At 59.8% G+C, this 22,394-nt stretch carries 20 protein-coding genes and 3 pseudogenes; 12 read left to right on the top strand and 11 right to left on the bottom strand.

The genetic code is table 11. From position 1 onward, the window contains the following. Nucleotides 1-166 precede the first annotated feature (166 nt). From AC0JZ4_RS22095 to AC0JZ4_RS22050, 10 genes and pseudogenes are all read right to left on the bottom strand, one after another. Nucleotides 167-907, bottom strand: a complete 741-nt coding sequence (locus AC0JZ4_RS22095; RefSeq protein WP_471888622.1) for a sulfite exporter TauE/SafE family protein — start codon at nt 905-907, stop codon at nt 167-169. Beyond that, nucleotides 900-2,294: a Rid family hydrolase gene (locus tag AC0JZ4_RS22090; RefSeq protein WP_471888621.1), complete on the bottom strand. Its 1,395-nt coding sequence runs from the start codon at nt 2,292-2,294 to the stop codon at nt 900-902. Before AC0JZ4_RS22090 ends, AC0JZ4_RS22095 begins: the two co-directional genes overlap by 8 nt. 28 nt (nt 2,295-2,322) lie before the next feature. Beyond that, on the bottom strand, nt 2,323-3,822 hold the full coding sequence (locus AC0JZ4_RS22085) for a tripartite tricarboxylate transporter permease (protein WP_471888620.1): 1,500 nt from the start codon (nt 3,820-3,822) through the stop codon (nt 2,323-2,325). Nucleotides 3,823-3,832: 10 nt separating this feature from the next. Then, nucleotides 3,833-4,336, bottom strand: a complete 504-nt coding sequence (locus AC0JZ4_RS22080) for a tripartite tricarboxylate transporter TctB family protein (protein WP_471888619.1) — start codon at nt 4,334-4,336, stop codon at nt 3,833-3,835. Between the two features lie 2 nt (nt 4,337-4,338). Beyond that, nucleotides 4,339-5,301 carry a Bug family tripartite tricarboxylate transporter substrate binding protein gene (locus AC0JZ4_RS22075; protein WP_471888618.1) on the bottom strand — a complete coding sequence of 321 codons (963 nt, stop codon included), beginning with the start codon at nt 5,299-5,301 and terminating at the stop codon, nt 4,339-4,341. 81 nt (nt 5,302-5,382) lie between these two features. Next, nucleotides 5,383-6,351, bottom strand: a complete 969-nt coding sequence (locus AC0JZ4_RS22070; protein WP_471888617.1) for a LysR family transcriptional regulator — start codon at nt 6,349-6,351, stop codon at nt 5,383-5,385. A gap of 447 nt (nt 6,352-6,798) precedes the next feature. Beyond that, entirely contained in the window at nt 6,799-7,665 is an 867-nt protein-coding gene (locus AC0JZ4_RS22065) for a D-amino-acid transaminase (protein WP_471888616.1), read from the bottom strand. A gap of 59 nt (nt 7,666-7,724) precedes the next feature. Beyond that, nucleotides 7,725-8,324: pseudogene (locus AC0JZ4_RS22060) on the bottom strand (NAD(P)-dependent oxidoreductase); the annotation flags it as partial. 37 nt (nt 8,325-8,361) lie between these two features. Further along, a pseudogene (locus AC0JZ4_RS22055) lies at nt 8,362-8,652 on the bottom strand (efflux RND transporter permease subunit); the annotation flags it as partial. Continuing rightward, on the bottom strand, nt 8,649-9,878 hold the full coding sequence (locus AC0JZ4_RS22050; RefSeq protein WP_471888615.1) for an efflux RND transporter periplasmic adaptor subunit: 1,230 nt from the start codon (nt 9,876-9,878) through the stop codon (nt 8,649-8,651). The pseudogene AC0JZ4_RS22055 and the gene AC0JZ4_RS22050, both read right to left, overlap by 4 nt. Before the next feature lie 579 nt (nt 9,879-10,457). On the opposite strand from AC0JZ4_RS22050, the gene AC0JZ4_RS22045 reads away from it, so the two are divergent. The 10 genes and pseudogenes from AC0JZ4_RS22045 (at nt 10,458) to AC0JZ4_RS22000 (ending at nt 18,538) form a co-directional block, all read left to right on the top strand. After that, the gene (locus AC0JZ4_RS22045) at nt 10,458-10,967 is read left to right on the top strand and encodes a helix-turn-helix domain-containing protein (protein WP_471888614.1); all 510 of its coding nucleotides are present in this window, start codon (nt 10,458-10,460) and stop codon (nt 10,965-10,967) included. Then, the gene (locus tag AC0JZ4_RS22040) at nt 10,964-11,860 is read left to right on the top strand and encodes a helix-turn-helix domain-containing protein (RefSeq protein ID WP_471888613.1); all 897 of its coding nucleotides are present in this window, start codon (nt 10,964-10,966) and stop codon (nt 11,858-11,860) included. Before AC0JZ4_RS22045 ends, AC0JZ4_RS22040 begins: the two co-directional genes overlap by 4 nt. Before the next feature lie 180 nt (nt 11,861-12,040). Then, nucleotides 12,041-12,223, top strand: coding sequence for a hypothetical protein (locus tag AC0JZ4_RS22035; RefSeq protein ID WP_471888612.1), 183 nt, complete (start codon nt 12,041-12,043; stop codon nt 12,221-12,223). A 151-nt stretch (nt 12,224-12,374) separates the two neighbouring features. Further along, nucleotides 12,375-12,620 (top strand): annotated as a pseudogene (locus AC0JZ4_RS22030) (SDR family oxidoreductase); the annotation flags it as partial. A gap of 171 nt (nt 12,621-12,791) precedes the next feature. Then, nucleotides 12,792-13,385, top strand: coding sequence for a hypothetical protein (locus AC0JZ4_RS22025; RefSeq protein ID WP_471888611.1), 594 nt, complete (start codon nt 12,792-12,794; stop codon nt 13,383-13,385). Between the two features lie 175 nt (nt 13,386-13,560). Beyond that, a complete protein-coding gene (locus AC0JZ4_RS22020) occupies nt 13,561-13,812 on the top strand; it encodes a hypothetical protein (protein WP_471888610.1) in 252 nt (83 codons plus the stop codon). Nucleotides 13,813-14,248: 436 nt separating this feature from the next. Further along, nucleotides 14,249-14,890 (top strand): aldehyde dehydrogenase iron-sulfur subunit PaoA, encoded by a 642-nt coding sequence (paoA, locus tag AC0JZ4_RS22015; protein WP_471888609.1) that lies wholly within the window; start codon nt 14,249-14,251, stop codon nt 14,888-14,890. Further along, nucleotides 14,887-15,846, top strand: coding sequence for an FAD binding domain-containing protein (locus tag AC0JZ4_RS22010; RefSeq protein ID WP_471888608.1), 960 nt, complete (start codon nt 14,887-14,889; stop codon nt 15,844-15,846). Before paoA ends, AC0JZ4_RS22010 begins: the two co-directional genes overlap by 4 nt. Beyond that, the gene (paoC, locus tag AC0JZ4_RS22005; RefSeq protein ID WP_471888607.1) at nt 15,843-18,041 is read left to right on the top strand and encodes an aldehyde oxidoreductase molybdenum-binding subunit PaoC; all 2,199 of its coding nucleotides are present in this window, start codon (nt 15,843-15,845) and stop codon (nt 18,039-18,041) included. The genes AC0JZ4_RS22010 and paoC overlap by 4 nt, the downstream gene beginning before the upstream one ends. Before the next feature lie 68 nt (nt 18,042-18,109). Continuing rightward, complete coding sequence (locus AC0JZ4_RS22000; protein WP_471888606.1) at nt 18,110-18,538, top strand: hypothetical protein; 429 nt, start codon at nt 18,110-18,112, stop codon at nt 18,536-18,538. A gap of 56 nt (nt 18,539-18,594) precedes the next feature. Here AC0JZ4_RS22000 and AC0JZ4_RS21995 read toward each other — a convergent pair whose 3' ends face one another. After that, nucleotides 18,595-19,491, bottom strand: coding sequence for a LysR family transcriptional regulator (locus AC0JZ4_RS21995; RefSeq protein ID WP_471888605.1), 897 nt, complete (start codon nt 19,489-19,491; stop codon nt 18,595-18,597). Nucleotides 19,492-19,668: 177 nt separating this feature from the next. Here AC0JZ4_RS21995 and AC0JZ4_RS21990 point away from each other — a divergent pair, with 177 nt between their 5' ends. Together AC0JZ4_RS21990 and AC0JZ4_RS21985 are read left to right on the top strand one after the other, a co-directional pair. Then, nucleotides 19,669-21,015: an FG-GAP repeat domain-containing protein gene (locus AC0JZ4_RS21990; RefSeq protein ID WP_471888604.1), complete on the top strand. Its 1,347-nt coding sequence runs from the start codon at nt 19,669-19,671 to the stop codon at nt 21,013-21,015. Between the two features lie 65 nt (nt 21,016-21,080). After that, a complete protein-coding gene (locus AC0JZ4_RS21985) occupies nt 21,081-22,070 on the top strand; it encodes a Gfo/Idh/MocA family protein (RefSeq protein ID WP_471888603.1) in 990 nt (329 codons plus the stop codon). Nucleotides 22,071-22,394 lie beyond the last annotated feature (324 nt).

Below are 22,394 nucleotides of genomic sequence, written 5' to 3'. Positions count from 1 at the left end.
CTTCTTAAAGCATATGGCGGAAGCGAAGAAGGCGGCGGGCAATGGCGGACCTGCGGGCCCTATTCGTACAGCCACATGCAGTCGCCGACCTCCACCTAGAGAGATGTCAGACTGTCGAGCGCCGGTCGAATGTCCTCTGCACCTTGGAGATCAGGCAACCACCTTGTCATGCCGAGACCATCGTTCGAAACAGCACGAAGACGGCAGCGATCGCGACGATGCCGAGCAGCAGGCGGCGCAGGATCTGATCATTGATCTTATTCACGATCAGGGATGAGCAGATGAGGCCGGCCATCGAAGCCGGCACAAGCGCGGATGCCTGCACCAGATCCCGTGTCCCGATACTGCCGAAAAGGAACAGCATGACGAGCGAGAAGGTACAGCCGACCACGATATTGACGGCCAGCGTGCCGCGTACGGTGCTGCTTTTCTGGTGCTGGTAGATCAGCGCCAGCGGCGGGGCGCCGATCGACGTCACCGTACCGAAGAATCCGGCGAGCCCGCCGGTGATCACCAGCGCGGGCGCGCTCGGCGCGACACGCAGCCGCGTCAGGCTCAGCGCCACGCCGGCAAGCACGAAGAGTGCAAAAATAACCGTCGTCGCGTCACGCGAAATATATCCCATGACCAGCACCGCCACCAGCGTCAGCGGCAACCGGCCGGCGAGGATCCAGCCGAGGCCAGGCCAGTCGACATTCTTCCACTCTCGGCGGATGACCCCCATCGTGAAGATGAGGGTCAGCAGTAGGACGGGACCGGGAACGAGGTCGGGCGAGATCGCCGCCAGCATTGGCGCGGCGAACATCGCAAATCCGAAACCCGTCACGGCCTGCAGCATCGAGCCTGCGAAGACGACCACGCTGGCAAGCACGAAACCCCAGTTCGCAAACAGGCTGAGGTCAAACATCAGATGTTGATGCTATCGCTTCAATCTGCACCAGCGCCTCTGCAACCGGCCCCGGTCCATGCACGACGACGCAGTCGAATGCCGGCAGGTTGTCGCGGATGAAGCAGGAGCGGATCGCCTCGTAGATTCCCAGATCTTCCGCATGCCGCAGATATACCGTCGTCTTGGTGAGTGCATCGAGCGGCATGCCGGCATTCGTCATCGTGTCGCGTAGCAGGGCCCATGCAGCCCAGCATTGGGCGGCGAGGCCCGGTACGCGCTCGCGCGCCTCGAGGTCTGCGACCACATGGTGTCCGTCCGCATCGGTGATATCGCGCGCGTCGCGAACCAGATGGCCCTGGGCATCAAGGCCGAGCATGCCGGCGAAGAAAGCGACGTCACCGCCCACCACGGCCGCCGGCCCTGCGAAGGGTGCGGGGATCGGCCATGCGAGCGCCTTCGGCTCGAGCTTGGACTGTGGGTCGAGTGCAGTCGGCTCGATCTCGATCAGCGTGCCGCGATGGCCTACCTCGTCGAATCCCGTCACCGTCATCGCCGGGCCGCCTTCCGGGAAGAAGTGGCGGTGAACCCTGTGGAATGCGCCGAAGTCGCGGATATCCTGCAGGAAGATCGTGACCTGGATGATGTCGTCCATCGTCAGCCCCTGGGCAGCGAGATTCTTGCGGATCTGGTCATAGGTGTACCAGGTCTGCGCCGCTATCGGGCCGTGACGGCTGTCCGGGTGGCTACGGCCAGTCATCAGGATGCGGCCCTCTTCCGGCACGTCATCGTAGGAGCGTACCAACGGCTTGCCCGGCTTGTCGGTTTGGATCGGAATATGGCCGGCAAGGAAGATCAGTGGGCCGCAACGCACGGCCTGCGAATAATAGGATGCGCTCGGCAGGTCCTTGTTGTCGAAAGTGCGCACCGTGGCACGCTCCGGATAGCGCTCGTTCTTGCCCGGCACGACGCCGAGGGCATCGATCCCATAGTAGCGGCCGAAGCGGCCGGCGATGTCGGCTACGCCGAGGCCGGAGCTCGGTGACGGAACCTTCTGCCATTCGATCCGCACGCGCTCATATTGCGGGAAGAAGCGCTTGTCCTTCTGCCAGACGTGCTGGCGAAGCACCTGGCTGCCATCGCTGCCGGCCGCGACCATCACCTTTTCGAGGTTCTCATGCACGGTCCAGGCGTCGGCAGAGAAAGCACCTTCCATGGAGTCCGCCATGGTGAAGCCCTGGGCTTGTTCGTGGAACGAGGCCGGAAGCTCATCGAACCGGGTCGGCGTCGCGTCCGGCCGGCCGCCGCGCAGGCCGCTGATATAAAGAAGCCCGTCTGCCTCCACCGCGATCGGATATGCCTCGAATGAAGGCAACACGTCTCCCACAGCGATTGCTCGCTTTGCCATGATCTGTACTCCTGCTTTTTTGAAACGTTCAGTGGTGGCTTGGCGAAGGAACCCCGCGCACCTGCCGATGAATGATGCTGATCACGACGAGGGCCGTCAGGACCAGAAAGGTCAGCGCGATCGGTCGCTCGACAAGCGGCGCAAGGCTGCCGCCGCTCTGGACCAGCATGCGCCGGATGGAATTCTCGATCGTGCCGCAGAGAATGAAGGCGAGGATGAGCGGTGCTACCGGAATGTCGAGTTTGCGCATACCCCAGCCAAGAATGCCGAAGGCGATCATCATGCCGACATCAAACAGGCTCGCATTGATGGCATAGGTGCCCGCAAAGCAGAGAACGGTGATGGCAGCGAACAGCAGCGGGCGCGGGACCCGCAGGATATGGCTGCCCCAACGGATGGCGAACAGGCCGACGATCGCAAGGAAAACCATGGAGGTGAACATGGTGATGTAGAGCGCGTAGAAGACATCCGCATGTTCCGAGATCAGCGTCGGTCCGGGCTCAAGCCCCTGGGCGATCAGCGCCCCCATCAGGATGGCAGTGACGATATCGCCGGGAATGCCGAACAGAAGCGTCGGGATGAAGGAGGCGCCGCAGACGGAATTGGCGGCGACCTCCGGCGCGATCACGCCCTCGACATTGCCCTTTCCGAAGCTCTCAGGGGCCTTGGCGAAACGTTTTGCCAGTCCGTAAGCCACCCAGTTCGAAGTTTCCGCGCCGACACCCGGAAGCGCACCGATGACGGCTCCGATGAACGAGCTCTGCAGAATCGTTCGCCAGTAGCCCTTGAGTTCGCGGATCAGCGCGGGAAATGGAGTATGACGCACCGGATGCGGCTTTTCCGCCGTTCCATGGATATAGGAGCCGAGCTGGATCAGCACCTCGGCCATGCCGAACAGGCCGATCGCCAGCGGAATGACACCAATACCGGCGCCGAGATCCTGAATGCCGAAGGTGAAACGGGGCGAGCCGCCGATCGGATCGCCGCCCACAAGCGCGAGAACCAGGCCGATGGACGCCGCCATGATGCCCTTGGCCAATGAATTGCCGGACACATAGGCGACCATGGTCAAGGAGAAGACTGTCAGCGCGAAGAATTCCGGATTGCCGAATTTGAGTGCAACGGCACCGATTAATGGCGCGCCGATAATCAAGCAGGCGGAGCCGAAGATATCGCCGGCAACCGATCCCCAGAGCGACAGGCCGAGCGCCCTGCCCGCCTCGCCTTTACGCGCCAAAGCATAGCCGTCGAGCATCGTGGCGGCATTCGATGCCGTACCCGGCGTGCCGATCAGCACGGCCGAAATGGTGCCGCCGAAAGTACCTCCCTTGTAGAGCCCGATCAGGAAGCCGATGCCGACAACGGGGCTCAGGAAGAAGGTAAAAGGCGACAGCAGCGCCATGCCCATCGTGGCGGTCAGGCCCGGCAAGGCGCCGATGACCACGCCGATCACAGTGCCGGCGAAGACCGCAAGCAGAACGTCGATATGCATTGCGCTGGCGAAGGCGCTGGCAAGAGAATCAAGCATCATCTCATTCCTAGAAGCCGAAATTGAACATGCCCGCAGGCAGAAGAACGTTCATGCCGTAGCGAAACACGAGCGCGGTTATGACGGAGATTGAGACCGCAAAGCCGAACGACAGTGCAGGACTTTTGTAACCGAGCAGGAATGTGACCGCGACCATGAAGGCGATAGAACTGATGATGAACCCAAAGACGCTGAGCCCAAGAAAGTAAGCGATCAGCAACGCGGCAATGATCGCAGTGCGCCCTAACTCCCATCCGCTTGTGGTCGCGAGCGGGATTTCTTCCTTCCTGCGCGGCGCCGAGATAATGACGATCGCAGCCGAAATCATCATCACGACGAGCAGAATGCGCGGAAAGAAAGTGGGGGAAAGTGCGGTATCTGTCGTTCCCGGCATGGCGAAAGCCCAGCCGGAAACGAGGCTCGGCACCGCCATATAGGCAGCGGCGCCAAGCACCAGAACCAGCGCCGCGCAAAGTGCCTCGGCCGAGGCAGTCACTCCACGATAGCTTGTCATTCTTACTTGCTCGCGACAGAGCGCAGCAGTTCCGGGGCCGTTTTCCAGGTCGAAGCCCAATCGGCCTCGACATCGGCACCAGTGATAAAACCGCTGATGTCCTGCCCGAACCGTGCGTAGATTTCGCGATATTCCGGATCCTTACTGATGTCGGAAAGCCCCTTGCGCAGGATGTCGACATTCTCCTTCGAGGTGCCGGGAGGCGCGAAGATCGAGATGCTCAGCCCCTCGACGAGATCGTAGCCGAGTTCCTTGAAGGTCGGCACGTCAGGAAAGTCGGCCAGCCGCGTTTCGGAAGCGACGGCCAGCGGACGCATCGTGCCTTCCTTGGTCGGGTCCTTGATCAGTGACGGAAGCAGCATATCCGCCTTGCTCTCGCCTGCCAGCATGGCGCGCAGCTTTGCCGCACCGCCACCATAGGGCACCCAGCGCAGGCCCTGCGGCCCGAGGCCCGTCACCCGCGTGAAGCGCAGCCACGCATAATGATCGGCGGACGCGATATCGGCGATGGCGCCGTCGATCTTGCCCGGATCGGCCTTGGCCGCCGTGACGAAATCGGCAAGCGTCCTGTAGGGTGTGTCACCGCTGACGGTCAGGATCCACGGCACGAAAGCGATGCGTGCGACGGGTATCGCGGAATCGGCGTCGAACTTGAGGCTCTGTGCAATCGGTCCGAAGATCGCACCGCCAGGATCGCAGACAACCAGCGTATAGCCGTCCGGCTCGAATCCCTTCAATTCCTGCATCGCCAGCGTGCCGCCGGCACCCGGGCGATATTGGGCAATCATCGTTTCGCCGAGATACTTGTTGGCGAAGGGAATGATCGCCTGCATGTTGCGGTCATTGCCGCCGCCAGCAGGCTGACATCCGTTGACGACGACCGGCTTATCGGGGAAAGCGTAAGCAGCGGAGCAGGATAGTGCGAGAAAGGCCGTGGCGGCGGCGATGAACTTGCGAGCCTTCATTGTGATCCCCTTTGTTTCTTTGATTGACAGGCAGGCTAGTGGCTTCTGCGGGACCTGGCTAAGACTTTCCTGTTATAAGTCTTATGCCGGAAGCTCTTCGCTGGCTTTGGAGGGTTGCCGGCCGGGATAGAAGTCGAACGGGCGATCCTTCTGGCTGAGGTCCGGCACCACGAGGGCGCTTCGCACCGAGCCCAGCAGCACATCCCTGACTGCCTTGATCGCCGAGGACGTCGCCAATCGGGGATGGGCGCCGATGAATAACGTGCGGCGCGGCTTGGAGGCGAGGCTTCTGACCACGAGGCCACTATCCTGATCGACCTGGGTGATCAGCGAACGCGGCAGAACCGTTGCGTAGTGGCCGGATGAGACGATCTTCTTGATCGCCGGGACGCTGTCGATCTCGATGGCACAGCGCAGCAGCTGAACGTCGATCCCCATCTGCTGGGCGACCCCCATGCGAAAGGCCTTGGTCAGGATCAAGTCCAGTGAGCCTAGTTCCTCGCGGCTTATCTCTCCGGCAATCAGACCGATCAGATCTTTCGAGCCCGCCAGGACGAGTTCTTCCTCTGCGAACGGCGAATAGAGCGTCGACGTCTTGGAAGGTACGCCGGAGAGAATGGCGAGATCGATCCGCCCCGATCCCAGCCATTCGTCGAGGAAGACCGTCATGCCTTCGATGATGCTGAGCTCTACATCGGGAAGTTCCGTGCGGCAGTGATTGATGATGAGCGGTGCCAGCAGTTCGGAGCAGGACGGCGGGATACCGATCGAGACCTTTCCATGCGTCCGGCCGGCGCGTGAGCGGAGCGATCGGGACAGTTGCTCCATGCTCTCCAGCACCTCGGTGCCCTTCCGATAGAGCTCTTCGCCTGCCGCAGTCAGTTCGACACCGCGGGTCGTTCTGAAGAGAACCTTGACCCCCAGCTCCTCCTCTAGCAGCTGTATTTGCCGGCTAATCGCCGGCTGGGCGATTTTCAATTCCGCTGCCGCCTTGCTGAAGCTCTGGTGGCGGGCAACACTGACGAAATATCGGATGTGCTTGAGTTCCACTGAAATTCCTTTCGATGAAACTAAAGACGCAAACGCCGTGCCATCCCGCGCGGGTTGACATGAGGTGCTCAACCGATGGCACGGCTAATGTCACAAATCTTGACCTCGCGATGTTCATCGGCTCGGCCCTGATCGGCGGTGCGTTAATGTGATTGCCTAATTCGTCGGACGCACCAATAAAGTACCGCCTCCTATCAAATCCCGGCCGGCTTGATCGCGACGCTGATCGGCGCGCTGTTTTTTCATGTTGCTGCTGAACCGGCGTGCATAGCCGGTAGAGCTCACGCTAAGGATATAGTTCGGTCTTTAAGGGAATCGAACCTTAGATCTCTTAACGCCCTGAAATCTGGCGCGTTACTTTCGTTTTGAAAATGGCTCTAGACGGGAACCGAATAGGCCGCGCGATTTTCAGAGCGCGCGGCCTATTCAGCCGAATTGCGGCTTGACTTATCTCCGCGCGCCGACGGCCTTATCGATATAGATTTCCCGCAAGCGCCCACTGACCGGACCGATCTTGCCATCACCGATCATCTGACCATCGATCGACAGGACCGACATGACGAAAGATGTGGCTGAGGTGATGAAAGCTTCCTTTGCCGCAAGCGCTTCCACAACGCTGAACGGGCGCTCTTCCAGAACGTAGCCCGCTTCCTGTGCAAAACCAAGAACGGCTGCACGGGTTATGCCGTGGAGAATGTCGGAGGTCAGACCGCGCGTAACGATCTTGCCGTCGGCCGTGACGATATAGGCATTGGCGGAGGAGGCTTCCGTGACGAAACCGTCCTGCACGAGCCAGGCATCGTCTGCACCGGCTTCATAGGCGGCATTCTTCGCCATCGAGGGGTATAGAAGCTGCACGGTCTTGATGTCACGGCGCCCCCAGCGGATATCGGGGAGCGTGATGATCTTGAGGCCGCGCTTGGCAAGCGGGCTTTCCAGAACCGGACGGGCCTGGGTGAACATGACCACGACCGGCCGCGTGTCCTTGGACGGGAAGTTGAAGTCGCGATCGGCATTGCCGCGCGAGATCTGCATGTAGATCAGGCCTTCGTCGACATTGTTGTCGGCAACCAGCTTGCGATGGATGGCCAGCAGTTCCTGCGGGCTCATCGGCATCGGCATGTCGAGTTCCTTCAGGGAGCGCACAAGGCGGACCATGTGGCCGTCGAAATCGACCAGCTTGCCGCCGATGATGCAGGTCACTTCGTAGATGGCATCCGCGAAGAGATAACCACGGTCGAAGATCGAAACCTTGCCCTGCGATTCCGGGCCATAATGTCCGTCGACATAGACGATGCGTTCAGAAGAGGTCATGTCCGTTCAGTTCCCAAAAGAGATGTCGTGATGATGGTCGGATCATGGCGCGGCAGGCTTCAATAGCCGCGCGCCAGATCGACGGTGGGTGGAAGTGCGCCGGTTTCGCGATAGGTCAGGATATTGCCGGCGACGATCGCGGCGGCCGTCTCCCGATCCGTCGGAGCCGAGATATGCGGCAGGACGGTGATCGCAGGATGATCCCACACTGCATTGTCGGCAGGCAGCGGCTCGACGTCGAAAACATCGAGTACCGCATGTTTCATAGCACCTGAACCGAGCGCCGCGATCAGCGCGTCGGTGACGACGATCGGACCGCGGGCGAAGTTGATCAGGGAAGCACCCTTCGGCAGCATGGAAAGCCGGGTGCCATCGAGCAGCCCCTTCGTTTCGCCGGTCAGCGGCAGCAGGCAGACCAGAATTTCCGACCGGCTCAGAAGCTGGTCGAGACCCTGTTCCCCATGGAATGTTTCGACACCGTCCAAAGATTTGGCAGCACGGCTCCAGCCGATCACGTTGAAGCCGGCTTCCTTCAGACGGGCTGCGGACGCGGCGCCGAGCGCGCCGAGACCCAGGAGACCGACCGTGACCTGCTCGGGTCGCCGATAGGCGAGCTGCCGCCAGACACGCTGCCGCTGGAACTGCGCGTAGGCGGGCATCGGCCATGGCTCGTTCTGGCGAGACAAGGCCGAGTTCGAATTCCACCTTTGTGACCGAGCGTCCGTCGCCGAGCGTCGATGACAATTCCTTGACGGCCGGTAGGGACGCGATGGCGTTCTCGACCAGCCGGGCAACCTCGGTCTCGAGTTCCACCGCCGTGGCACCGGATTGTTCGATCGTCACCTTGACGGATGGAGTTATGATGGCCGGGAAATAGGTAATTGGCAGTCTCATAAAACTGTAGAGGCCGATCACGGTCAGGATAACGAAGATGAGGATCGAGGGAAGCGGGTTACGAACCGCCCACGCGGAGATGTTGCCGTTCATTGCGCAGTCTCCATTGCCGTGATCGCAAATGCGGCCGCCAGTCCATCTGACGCCATCGGCTCGACCTGGGCTAGGACTGGACGGACCCTTTCGTCCTGCTTCAGGAAGCTACCGGATTTGAGCACCACCATTTCGCCATCGCGTACTCCGTCAACTATCTCGACGAAGCCGTCCTGCCTTGTGCCGACGATCACCGGGCGCACATCGACAACGCCATCATCGACGATGAATACGTTGCTGGCACCGCCAGCGGTCTTTACCGCGCTGCCGGGCAGGATGATGTTGCGGCGTATCGCGGCGCGGATGGCGCCACGGGCGAACATGCCGGGCCTCAGCCCTTCGGCCTGTGCGAACTCGATGCGGACTTCGCCGTTGCGCGTCACCGGATCTATCTCGGCGGCATTCAATCGCAGTTCGCCATGAAGCATCCCGTCATAGCCCACCAGCTTTATCTCGGATTGCATGCCTTCGCTCAATTTGACGAAACTGGTTTCGGTGACTTGCGCGACAAATTCAATGGAAGCGTCCTCGGCAATCACGAACAACGGGTTCGCCAGACTTTCCGGAACAGCCCCAACCTTTGCCGTGCGCCTTAAAATCAACCCGCCCTTGGGCGCCCGCACCGTGCCGCGTTCGATTGTCAGCTCGATAGCGGCTCGCTCATGCGCGATAATTGCCGCGTCGGCTTCGATCAACGTCAATGATTGCTTCGCAAGTGAGAACTCGGCAACCGCGCGTGCATAAGCGTTCTCATGTTCATCGAGAAGCTGTTGCGAAACCGCGCCTTTCGGTTGAAGCGCCCTGCTCCGCTCCAACACTTTCGCCGCCTCTTTCAGCCTGACCTCGGCTACGTTCAGTCGGCTTTGCTCAACCGCCGCCGCGGCACGTGCACGCATCATACTGACGGAATTCTTGTCCAGCAGCATGCGCGCTTCGGTGGTGTCGAGCAAGGCGAGAGGCTGACCCTTTTCGACCATTTGCCCGACTTCGGCTAGTATATGATCGATCACCTGCCCCCGGATGAGGGCATGGACCTGAACTTCTTCGCGAGCGGCAAGTGAGCCGACCACCGGGATCGCTTCCGTTAATGCGCGCTCCCTGGCAATGACGACGGTCACCGGCATCTGCTCGGCAGCCTGTGACGCGGAGACGAAGACATGCCAGAGCATGAGAGCGCCGATGCCCAATCGGATATGCGACGATGTTGATTGGGATAACCAGCGCATGAAATGACCTTCCATTTTACCGCAGACATCGCGGTGGATGTGAAGGAAGGCTAGCGATCAGTGGGAGGAGAGGTGTGTTATCGCATTAAGAAAAGTTTCTGGAGTTTCCTAGAAGGACACGTACGGAGGCCGGCTCAATGCGAATTCATCGCCGGCAAAGCGGCTGATGTATCCATGGCTAAAACGCGGCTAATTGAACTGCAGTCTCCCGTAGGCGATAGCGATAAAATCGCTCACATGAACAGTTGGAAGCCTATTTAAACACACGCTAAACCACGAGATTTCATTGTCTTTCGTCATGATAGCGCTGGCGCTCACCGCAGCCATGAGCTATTTTCAAGTTGAGGCAGTACGTGCTGCCTTGGGGCGTCGAAACCCCTACGAGCGACTGATGCTGGTCGGTACAGCATCACACTCTCTGACCTTTCGGGTCGGGGAGCCTGTGGCGTATGTCCAGGTTCTCCGGAACTAAAGGCCATAGGGCTGTCTCGTACAGTTTCGAACTCCCCGATCACTCGGAGGTTTAGTGAGTTCTCGCGGGGACGGACCGCGACAAACTCTCTCGACGGGGAGCGCAAGATGCAGCACCGCAAGGTTCAGCAGTACGAACAGCATTCTCATTCGGCAGGACATTCACCGGAACCGCCCCATCATGCCGATCGGCATGTCGGACGGCAAGTGGCGTTCATGCGCCTGCAGGCCCACACCACGCAGCAGAAGCTTGCCGCGGGACTTGGGATCAGTGTCCAGCAATTGCAAAAATATGAAAGCGCGAAGAACCGCATCAGTGCGTCGATGCTCTTTGAAATCGGGCGCTTCTTTCATGTTCCAGTCAGCCGCTTTTACGAGGGCCTACCCGGAAACGATAGTGGCCCAGTGCAAGTGCAGGCGCCACCGAACGATCATGTCACATTTGCCTCAAGCGTCGAGGGACAGCGGCTCACCAACGCTTATCTGGCTCTGCCGCCACATCTGCGCCAGCGATTGACATCCTTCGTGTCTGGCTTGGGTGACTATCTATACAAAACGCGTGAACTTCGTGGCGCACCAATGTCCGTTCTACCCATCGAAGGGGAGCGCGACCGATGACGCACATGGTGACGACGCATCCAACGACCTTCAAAGAGGGAGTTTGCCAAACGGTGTCGAGAAGGACCCGCACATGGGACTTCGTCCAGGCACAAATCGTGCAGCGGACAGGTCTTCAACGGGAAGAAACTTCCATCGTGTCCGAACGGCATTTGCTGCTGCTCAATCTCAAGGGGGATAGTGAAGAGGGACAGTATTGGCTCGATGGCCGGCGAGCCGACTTCACCCGGCGCAAGCCGGGGGCGCTTCTATTCATCCCCGCTGGCTGCGCGTGGCGCGGCTGGGAGGTCGGCGCATCACGTGCCGCCTATCTTTCCATATCCATCGATCCTGCTTTCGTCGGCAAAGGACATGCGAGCGAGGATATGGTTTCTTCTGTTGGGCCGGATCTCGGCTTCGAGGATGACATCATCCTGCATGCTGCGCGCGCGATTGGGGCGGAGGTTGATCAGGGCAGCGCATTTGGCGGCATGTTCGTCGATGGGTATATGACGACAATCTTTGCCCAACTGATGCGAAGGACCCAAAGAGTGCGCACGCTTCACAAGGGCGGGCTATCCGCCTTGAAGCTCAGCCGGATCATCGAACGCATCGATGCGGATATCAGTGCCGAGCTGACCCTGGCGCAAATGGCGCAAGAGATCGGTTTGAGTGTGCCGCACCTTTGCAGGGCGTTTCGACAATCCGTCGGATGTCCACCCCACGCCTATGTCATTCGTCGCAGGATCGAGCGGGCCCAAACCTATCTGCGTGATACAGACTTGCCGCTGACCGAAATCGCCCTGATGGGCGGCTTTGGGAATTCAAGCCACTTTTCGAACACGTTCCGACGTGTAATTGGTACGACACCACTTGCCTACAGGGAGGGCTGGTCGTTGAGATCTCCGGCCTGATTTCCTGATTGGATCTCTCAAGCTGATCAATCAAGGGCGAGCACGAAGCCCCGTGACCCTGCACCCTGATCAAAACTATGAGTGGTGCATAAACATCCATTCGACAGTTAGCATGGGCCGGACAAATCAAAGGCTGCCAGCGCAGGCCGTCGACCTCCAATTTGGTTCAGGAAGCTGACAATGAAGCCTTTTTATTTTGCTACAGCCGTTGCGCTAGTTCTGTCAACCACCAATCCGGCACAAGCCGCAGGCGGGAAGCCGAAAGACACTGTAGCAATCGTACTTGCACATGCAGATTTTCCAATGGCGGCCTACGCCAATCTGTCTTGTGACCAGTTGGCTAATGACTATCTGAAAGAGTAGTCAGGTCTCAAAGCTGTCTCCAAACAACAACAGGATGCAGCAAATGGCAATGCTTTCGGCGGTCTCCTTACCAGCGTCCCGATGCCGTAGACGTCCGCCGGCGACAAAGAAGGTCAGATCGCTGTAGCAAAGGGCAAGGTGCACCCGTTCGCTCGCCAAGGAGATTGGCCACCGCGGCGTTACAGTGAACACCGTCGCGCCGGGGCCGCTCAACACGTCCTTCTTCTATCCTGTCGAAACCAGCGACTCGAAGGCTTTTCTCTCGGGCATGAGCCCGCAGAACCGGCTTGGCGAGGTCGACGAGATCACGCCGCTGATTGAATTCCTGGTCAGCCCGGGCGGCAGCTGGGTAACGGCGCAGACCGTCTTCATCAACGGCGGTTTCATCGCGCGCTGAGCAAGGTCAGAGCGACAAGCGAAGGGACATGTTTTCGCGAAGCCGGCCGGTGGCCAGACCATGCAGGCCGCCGGTCGACTTCAAGAAAGAGCCGAAAGGACATTCCTTCTCGTCAGCGGAAAAGTCCTGTCGCGACCCACCCCATCCACAATCGTCGTTTGAGAGCACATCATGAGCTTCTTCCCCAGCGGTATTGCAATCCATCACCCGATGGCGAAATCCGGCTCGACCTCGATCCGGCGAGTGCTGGCGACGCGAACCATGCTCGCGCTGCTGGCGGCGCTGATCATGGTCCACCTCGCCGCAACACCGGTCGATGCGCAGCTTGCACCGGTCGCTCCCACCAGGATCGAGCAATCGCAGGAGCCGTCCGGCAACGCGCCTCCCGGGGCCAGGATCACGGAGAGCCGGCCGATTGCAGCTGCCGGCGAAGCGGAGGCGACTGCGTCCGCGCGCATCGACCGCGGGATGATGTCTTCGGTGCTTCAAAGCGTGCATGGGCATCTGACGCGGCTCGCGCAGAGCTGGCTGCTCATGCCGCATCGCTTCGACGAAATGCGTGGCGTGTTCACGGCGGAGGTCGGCGGAACGGGTGGGCTCACCATCGTGACCCTCATGGCGCTCTTCGTCGGCATCGGTGCCGGCCTGTCCTGGCTGGCCTACAGGCTGACGAGGTCCCTGCGACTCTGGACGATCTCTTTGGACAAGGAAACGCCGCAAGGTCGCGTCGGCAGGTTTGCGGACGTCTGCTGGTCGGGCTGCTGATGCTCGGCGGCTTTATCCTCGGCAGCGCAGGCGCTTTCCTTACTGTTCGAATGGCCGGGGCTTCTGCGCGAAATCGTCCTCGCCTATCTGACGGCCGTCATCACAATATGGGCGATCTCCATTGTAGCCCGGGTCGCACTTCTCCCTTCCTCTACGTGTCTCCCATGCGCGCGCGGTGCGCACCTTCAATATCGACGATGGCCGAGCCGATCACTGGTATCGATGGATCGTTATCCTTTCGGCAGTCGTCGCCATTGCCACCGCGACCACGTCTCTTCGTCGGCAGTTCGGTCTCTCGGGTGATGATATGCTCGCGCTCGCCGTGCCGGTCGATTTCCTGCTGCTTGTCCTGGCGCTGCTTGCTGTCTGGCGACGTCCGGTTGCTCGCCCGAAGCTCTCGGCCACAAGATCACGTCCTGGCTGCTGACCGCTTACCTCGTGCTGCTGTTCTTACTGCGGACCGACGGCATCGGTTAGGATTTCGACGGGGTGTTTGCCCACTAGCTCGACACCTTGGGCGGACACTGCTGCCCATTAGTGCATGCATCGCTGACGAAATCGGAGCTCCATGGTTCGTTGGCCCGTGACGGCAGCCCGATGGCCGTCGCGCTCCCAAGGCTCGCAAATTATTCCACGAGCAAGCCATTGGCTCACGCAGAAGCTTTCGCAATAGGTTATTGAATGGTGCAGACTTGGCGAGGCGGCTTCGGGTAGCGGGGCATTATGGTAAAACCGCTCTCACATATTTTTGATTAATTAGCACCGCTTATGGGGGCATCCTGTTAGCCGCCACTAATCCAGAACGTGGCGCCCCCTAGATCGAGACAGAGCCGACCTTTGGCCACGATCTGGAAGGAGCCGTAATGCAGAATCCGAAACATCTGGAAATATCCCGACGCGACCTCATGGTAGGAACGACGGTGGCCTGTGTCGGAATGGACGCAGTCACTTCTACCACTAGTGCACAGGTGGCCGCTAATGCCGCCCGGAGGCCCTCGACTTACGTCGGGTTCACGATCAACGGAACGCCCAGGGAGTTGGAACTCGACAATCGGACCACGCTTCTCGATGCGCTGCGCGAGCATTTGCATCTGAGCGGAACCAAGAAAGGCTGTGACCATGGCCAGTGTGGCGCCTGCACTGTCATCGTCGAAGGCCGGCGTATCAATTCCTGTCTGACGCTTGCCATCATGCATGAAGGCGATGACATCACAACGATCGAAGGACTTGGTACTCCGGATGATATGCATCCGATGCAAGCGGCCTTCGTCAGGCATGATGGTTTCCAGTGCGGTTACTGTACGCCCGGACAGATCTGTTCCGCCGTTGCCGTCCTTGAGGAAATCAGGGCCGGCATCCCCAGTCATACCAGCGGCGACCTGAATGCCGAGATAGAAATCACCAACATGGAACTGCGCGAACGCATGAGCGGCAATATCTGTCGATGCGGCGCTTACCCCAATATCGTCGATGCAATAAGCGAAGTTGCGGGGAGGCCAGCATGAGAGGATTTACCTATGAGCGCGCTACCACACCCGCGCAGGCGGCCGCATCCGTCGTCGCCAACGCCAACGCCCGCTTCATCGCCGGCGGCACCAATCTCCTCGACCTGATGAAGCTGGAAATCGAGACGCCTGAGCATCTGATCGATGTCAACGGCCTTGCACTTGACACCATTGAGGACACCCCAGAAGGCGGGTTGCGGATTGGCGCTCTGGTGCGCAACACCGATCTTGCGGCAGACCATAGAGTTCGGCGCGATTACGGTTTGCTGTCTCGCGCCCTGCTCGCCGGTGCATCCGGCCAGCTCCGCAACAAGGCGACCACCGCCGGAAACCTGATGCAACGCACACGCTGTCCCTACTTCTACGACACCAATCAGCCCTGCAACAAACGCCAGCCTGGCAGCGGCTGCTCGGCATTCGGCGGCTTTACCCGTCAGCTCGGCGTGATCGGCGTGTCGGATGCCTGTATCGCCACCCATCCCAGCGACATGGCAATCGCCATGCGCACACTCGATGCCACGGTCGAAACGGTCAGGCCGGATGGTGCGGCCCGCACGATCCCGATCGCGGATTTCCATCGTCTTCCAGGCGGCACGCCGCATATCGAAACGGCACTGGAGGCCGGTGAACTGATTACTTCGGTCACCCTGCCTGCACCCGTCGGCGGCACCCATGTCTACCGCAAAGTGCGCGACCGCGCGTCCTATGCCTTCGCATTGATCTCGATCGGCGCGATCGTGCAAAGCGACGGGACCGGTCGCGTCGCGGTCGGCGGCGTCGCTCCCAAACCATGGCGTGTCGAGGCAGCGGAAGGCGAGATGACGAGCGGCGCGCGCGCAGTCGCCGGTCTCCTGATGGAGGGCGCTACGCCTACGCACGAAAATGAATTCAAAGTCGGACTGGTGGAACGCACCTTGAGAGCCGTCCTGAACGAAGCAAAGAGGTTGAACCAATGAGATTCGACACACCCGCCACCAACAACCCGATTGACCGGATGAAGGTGGTTGGCCAGCCGATCGAGCGTATCGACGGGCCGCTCAAGGTCACAGGTACGGCTACTTACGCTTACGAATGGCATGATCCGTCGCTTGAAGCTGCATATGGCTATATTGTCGGCGCGGCCATCGCCAAGGGGCGGATTTCGTCGATGGACCTTGGCGCAGCGCGCGCGGCGCCGGGCGTGGTTGCGATTGTCACGGCCGAAAGCGCCGGGAATATCGGCCAAGGCCAGTTTCTGGCCGCAAAACCACTGGCCGGCCCCGAGGTCCAGCATTACCACCAAGCTGTCGCGCTGATCGTTGCTAATACCTTCGAAGAGGCACGTGCCGCCTCTAGCCTCGTCAAGATCGATTATATCGAGAACAAAGGTAGCTTCGACCTGGAGCAAGCGCGCGAGGCTGCGCGCGAACTTGATAAGGCAAATGCCGATACGCGCGTCGGGGATTTCGACCGTGCTTATGCCGAAGCGCCTGTCAAGCTGGAAGAAACCTACACGACCCCCGACCAGAGCCATGCGATGATGGAACCGCATGCGACCCTGGCGATATGGGAGGGCGACAAGCTTTCCCTATGGTCATCCCAGCAGATGATCAACTGGGGGATGCGCGACCTCGCCCTCATCTTCGACATGCCGGAGGAGAATTTCCAGCTGGCATCGCCCTATGTCGGTGGCGGTTTTGGCGGGAAGGCGACTGTGGGAGCGGATGCTGTTCTTGCCGCTCTCGGCGCGCGCGTTTCAGGCCGCCCGGTAAAGGTCGCCCACACGCGGCCCATGATGTTCAACAACACGACGCATCGCGCAGCGACCATACAGCGCATTCGCCTGGGTGCAGAGCCCAGCGGCAAGCTTACGGCGATTTCGCATGAAAGCTGGTCGGGCAATCTTGCCGGCGGCACGCTTGAGACGGCCGTGATTCCCACGCGGTTCCTTTATGCGGGTGAACACCGCCACACCGCCATGCGCCTTGCCACGCTCGATCTCCCGGAGGCCAACGCCATGCGGGCGCCTGGAGAGGCCTCTGGCATGATGGCGCTCGAAATCGCCATGGACGAGATGGCTGAACGGCTCGGCATGGACCCGGTCGAGTTTCGCGTTCTCAACGATACCCAGGTGGATCCTGAAAACCCGGCACGGCCGTTCTCCGCGCGCAATTTCATCGAATGTCTGACAGTCGGCGCAGAGCGTTTTGGCTGGCAAGACCGCGTTCGGACACCCGGACAGGTCAGAGAAGGCGGGAAGATGATCGGGATGGGTGTCGCGTCTGCGATCCGTGCGAACAAAACGCGCGAATCCGGGGCGCGCGTCAGACTTGGCACCGATGGCATCGTGACTGTCGAGACGGATATGACCGATATCGGAACAGGAACCTACACGATCGTGGCGCAAACGGCAGCAGAGATGCTCGGGCTGCCGTTAACGAGGGTTGCGGTCTCGCTTGGTGATTCAAGTTTTCCAAGAGCTTCCGGTTCAGCCGGGCAGCGCGGTGCGAACTCCTCGACATCTGGAGTCTATGCCGCCTGTATCAAGCTGCGAGAAGCTATCGCCGCCAAACTCGGCTTTAACGCAACAGGCGCAGAATTCTTAGACGGCTACGTACACTCCGGCGACCGCCGTATCGCTCTCACGGAGGCGGCGCGGGATGGCGCTATCGTCGTGGAAGACACGATGGAATGGGGCGACCTCGCGACGAAATACGAGCAGCAGACCTTCGGAGCACAATTCGTTGAGGTTGCGGTCGATCCGGATACTGCCGAGATCCGTGTCAGACGCATGCTTGCCGTATGCGATGCGGGACGAATCCTAAATCCGAAGACAGCGCGCAGCCAAGTCATCGGAGCCATGACGATGGGGGTGGGTGCCGCACTGACGGAAGAGCTTGCCGTGGACAAACGACGTGGATTTTTCGTCAATCATGATCTCGCTGGTTACGAAGTGCCGGTCCACGCGGACATCCCGCATCAGGACGTTATTTTCCTCGATCATCCGGATCCGATGTCATCGCCGATGAAGGCCAAGGGCGTGAGTGAGCTTGGTCATACTGGCGTCGCCGCGGCCATCGCCAATGCCGTCTACAACGCTACCGGGGTTCGCGTGCGCAACTATCCGCTGACGATCGAGAAAATTCTCGCACGTCTGCCGAAGGATGTATGACCGGTGTCGATGCCCCTGAAGATGCGACCGAATTGGTCGATAATTAAAGCAGAGAATGGAGACGACCGATGAACCTGAGAAGAAGCAATCCACTGAAGAACCATTTGGCGACTGCCGCGTTCGTCGCAGCGATCTTCGCTTTCCAGCTCGGCGGCGATGAAGCGAATGCACAGGATCAGACGAGCGCGTCCTCCCAGCGAAACCGCTATGTGGACGGGACTTACACCGCGACTGGGCAATATGGAGGAGGCCCATCCTTTGTCACGGTTACTCTTGGTTTGAAGGAAGGCACTGTTACGTCCGTAGAGGTCATGCCACACGCTACAGTGCCGCGATCACTGCAACTGCAGCGCAGTTTCGCCGCCGCTGTACCAACAGTCGTTGTTGGCCGGCGCCTTGATGAAGTCAACGTTGGGAAATTAGCCGGGTCAAGCAATACACCAAATGGCTTCAATGCGGCGATCCGGCAAATAAGGGAACAAGCACGCGCGCGCTGACGACCGTGAGGCATGGGGGGACGTTTCTACTGTGTCGGAAGAATGGTCGTACACGTTCAGCCCCGGCCATGGCTGATCGCCTTTACAAGAAGGGCGAGCGCCGGAGCCCTGTGCCTCCCGTTCGGATAATACAGATGATAGCCCGGAATTTCAGGTGTCCAGTCCTGCATGACCTGCGTCAACTGCCCGCGATCGATAAATAGCTGGGCTTGGGATCGCAGGACGTAACAGAGGCCGAAGCCATCGATCGCGGCCTCCATCATCATTTCGGGCCTGTCGAAGGCAAGAGCACCTCTCACCCGTATTCGATGCTGCCGGCCGTCCTTGGAGAATTCCCAGGACGGGTAACCGTCGAGCGATGGCATGCGCCGGTTGATGCAGCGATGCTGCGACAGGTCTTCCGGCGTCTCGGGAAGACCGTGACGGGACAGATATGCGGGCGAAGCGACGAGCGCCAGCTTCTCTCTCGGCCCAATCGGTACCGCGACCATGTCCTGCGCAAGGTTGTGGCCAAGTCGAATTCCTGCGTCGTATCGCTCCGCGACAATATCGACGAAGCGGTTGTCCACGCTGACATCGATATGGATGTCGGGATGTCCAGGCAGAAGCTTTCTGATGGCTGGCCAAAGAATGGTTTCGGCCGCGTGGTCGGCCGAGGTGATCCGCAAGGTCCCCGCGATCCGCGTGCCGTCGCCTTTCAAGGCGTTGAGCTTGCCCTCGATGTCGTCGAGGGCCGGGCCAAGCGTTTCCAGCAGTCTCGCGCCTGCCTCGGTCACGGATACGCTGCGTGTGTTGCGCGACAATAATGTCACGCCCAGCCGGACCTCCAGCCGCCGGATGCGGTGACTGAGCGCGGACTGCGATGTGCCGAGGCGACCTGCAGCCCGCGTGAAGCTGCGCGCCTCGGCAACTGCGACGAATGCCGCCAGGCTCCCTAGTTCGTCACGGACCATCGTCTACCTCTTCAATGATGGGTCGACACTCATGACGGAGTGTCTCGCATGTACGCCATTCATGACGCAACGTCATGGGTCTATGCAACCCGGATTGCTTGCGATCGCGGACCTTTGTTCCGAAATCTGCATTGAGCCTGTCGAACAACTGCTCGATGAATTCATGAAAGGAACGACATGACACGACACCGCCTGCCTGCAGGACTTGCCATTGCCGCTCTCGCAACGATGACCGCGATCCCATCTTTCGCACAGAACGCGAACAATACCGTCATGGAAGGAGACTATGTCCTCATTCCGGAACGCCCTTCGGCCGTCTATGCCGATGCGACGGCCACGCATGTCCCCCAACTTGCCTCGCTCCATGCCACGGACTCGGTCTTCATCGACGTGGATACGGATGGCGATCTCGATGTGATCGTCTCCGTCGAATACGGCCAGAACCGCCTCTATCTGAATGACGGCAAGGGAAAGCTTACCTACAAGCCCGGCGTGTTCGGCACCGGCATCCATGACAGCGAGCACGTGCGCGCCGCAGACTTCGATGGCGATGGAAACATGGATGTCGTCTTCATCACCGAATCCGACGAGCTGCATCAGCTATACCTCGGCGATGGCAAGGGCGGCTTCACAGATGCAAGCGACCGCCTTCCGGCCGGAAGCCAGGGCAACGGACTTGCGATCGATGACGTGAACGGCGACGGACTGCCGGACATCGTCGTCGGCAGCACGGGAGAGATCGGACACGGACCGGACATGAAGCTACGCCCGGCCAGGACGCTCCTTTTCCTCAATGACAAAGATCGGCCCGGGCATTTCACCGATGCGTCAGAGACGAACATGCCGGAAGGCGACTACCAGACGGAGGGTGTCGTTTTGGCCGATATCGACGGCGACGGCGATCTCGACATGGTTCTGGCAAGCCCGGCACATGATAACCGTCTCCTGATTAACGACGGCGACGGGAAATTCACCGACGAATCCGAACGCATCGAGCTACTGGTTCCCATGGAGACACGCGACGTGAAGGTCGCGGATGTGAACAAGGATGGTCACCCGGACATCTTGTTCTTCAACATCACCAGCAACAACATGGGCTTCGACAAGGATCCGCAGACAAGGCTTCTCATCAACGATGGCAAGGGTCGCTTCAAGGACGAGACCGAAGCGCGCCTGCCGAAGAACACGTTTTCGAGCTGGGCGGGCACCGTTCTTGATTGGAACGACGACGGCGCACCGGATATTCTCGTCGGCGCAATCCAGGTTCCGGGCTTCGTTCCTCTGCAGCCGCGGGCATGGCAGAATGACGGCACAGGCAAGTTCACGGACGTGACGGCCGACGTCGTGCCGGGCATCACCACCGGCCGCAACTGGAGTGCGGGCAAGGGCGATCTGGACGGTGACGGCAAGGATGATGCCTTCATCGGTGGCTGGGGAACGCAGGCAAGGCTGCTTCTCACCGATATCAAGGGCTATCAGGCGCAGCTTCCGCCGTTCGAAGAGATCAAGCCAGTTTCGCGCTGATCAGGACATGCGAGGCCGATTTCGCCAGAGTCGGCCTCGCTGCAGACAACATCAGGAGAGATGAGATGGAGAATAAGCTTGGCTGGGGTATTTTAGCGACCGGATGGATCGCCGAGTTGTTCACGACTGACCTAAAGATGGCAGGCTTGCACGTCAGCGCCGTCGGATCGAGGTCTCTCGACAAGGCGCAGGCTTTCGCTTCCCGTTTCGGCATTCCATCGGCCCATGGAACCTACAAGAATTTAGTGGCCGACCCGCAGGTAGATATTGTCTACATCGCCACTCCACACCCTCATCACGCAGCCGCGGCACTCCTGGCGATCAAAGCGGGCAAGCACGTCCTGATCGAGAAGCCGTTCACGTTGAACGCTAAGGAAGCACGCGAGGTCGTTAGCCGGGCGCAGGATAAAAACGTGATCGTGCTCGAGGCTATGTGGACACGCTTTCTGCCTCACATGAAGCGGATCCGGGAAGTTATTGCGTCAGGCGCGCTCGGCGATCTGAAATCCCTTTCGGCCGCGCATAGGCAGCGGCTCCCCGACGACCCGGCACACCGCCTGAACGCACTCGAACTAGGCGGCGGCGCGCTCCTTGACCTTGGGATCTATCCGATCTCGTTCGCCATCGACATCCTCGGCCCGCCCACGACCACCTCTGCAATCGCGCGCTTCAAGGACACAGGCGTGGATGCTGAAGTGGTAACGATCATGACGCACGCAAATGGCGCGATCTCGTCGAACGTTTCGGCACTGGATATCGGCAAGTCCAACACCGCGCACATATTCGGCTCAAAGGCGCGGATCGATATCGACGATGTCTGGTACGCACCGACAACCTTCCGCGTGATCGACACTCAGGGAGGTCTTGTAGAAGAATTCGAGAGCCATGTTGTCGGACGCGGGATGCAGTATCAGGCATTCGAGATGGAGCAACTCGTGGCCACGTCCGGATCTTCGATACTGATGCCCCCGGACGAAAGTGTCACTATCATGGGGGTTCTCGACGACATCAGAAGGCAGATCGGGCTCGCCTACCCCGGGGAATCACGCGGATGAGATTGGCGCAAGGTCTCGCGGCCTGGCGGCTGCAACCAACGCTTCGCATCCGCGACCGACCAACTCGCACCTTCTTACAGAACCGTATCGAGCCGCCTCTCTGATGATTCCATCGAGTGGCAAGCCGTCCATCCACTGCTCATCACAACAACAGTTCGAGTTTAATCAAATAAGCGTGATTAATTAGTCCAGCTAATAGGCTCAATCAGCAGTGGCCAACTAATGCCTCCGACCTAACACTGCTAGTTTTCAGCGATCGATGGTCTCAACGTTCGCTCCCTTTGGGTCGGACATACTCAGACGCTTATCGGAAATCGCAGGAAT

Source organism: [Rhizobium] kunmingense, from assembly GCF_977018605.1.
This window is presented reverse-complemented; position numbering and strand designations above follow the sequence as displayed.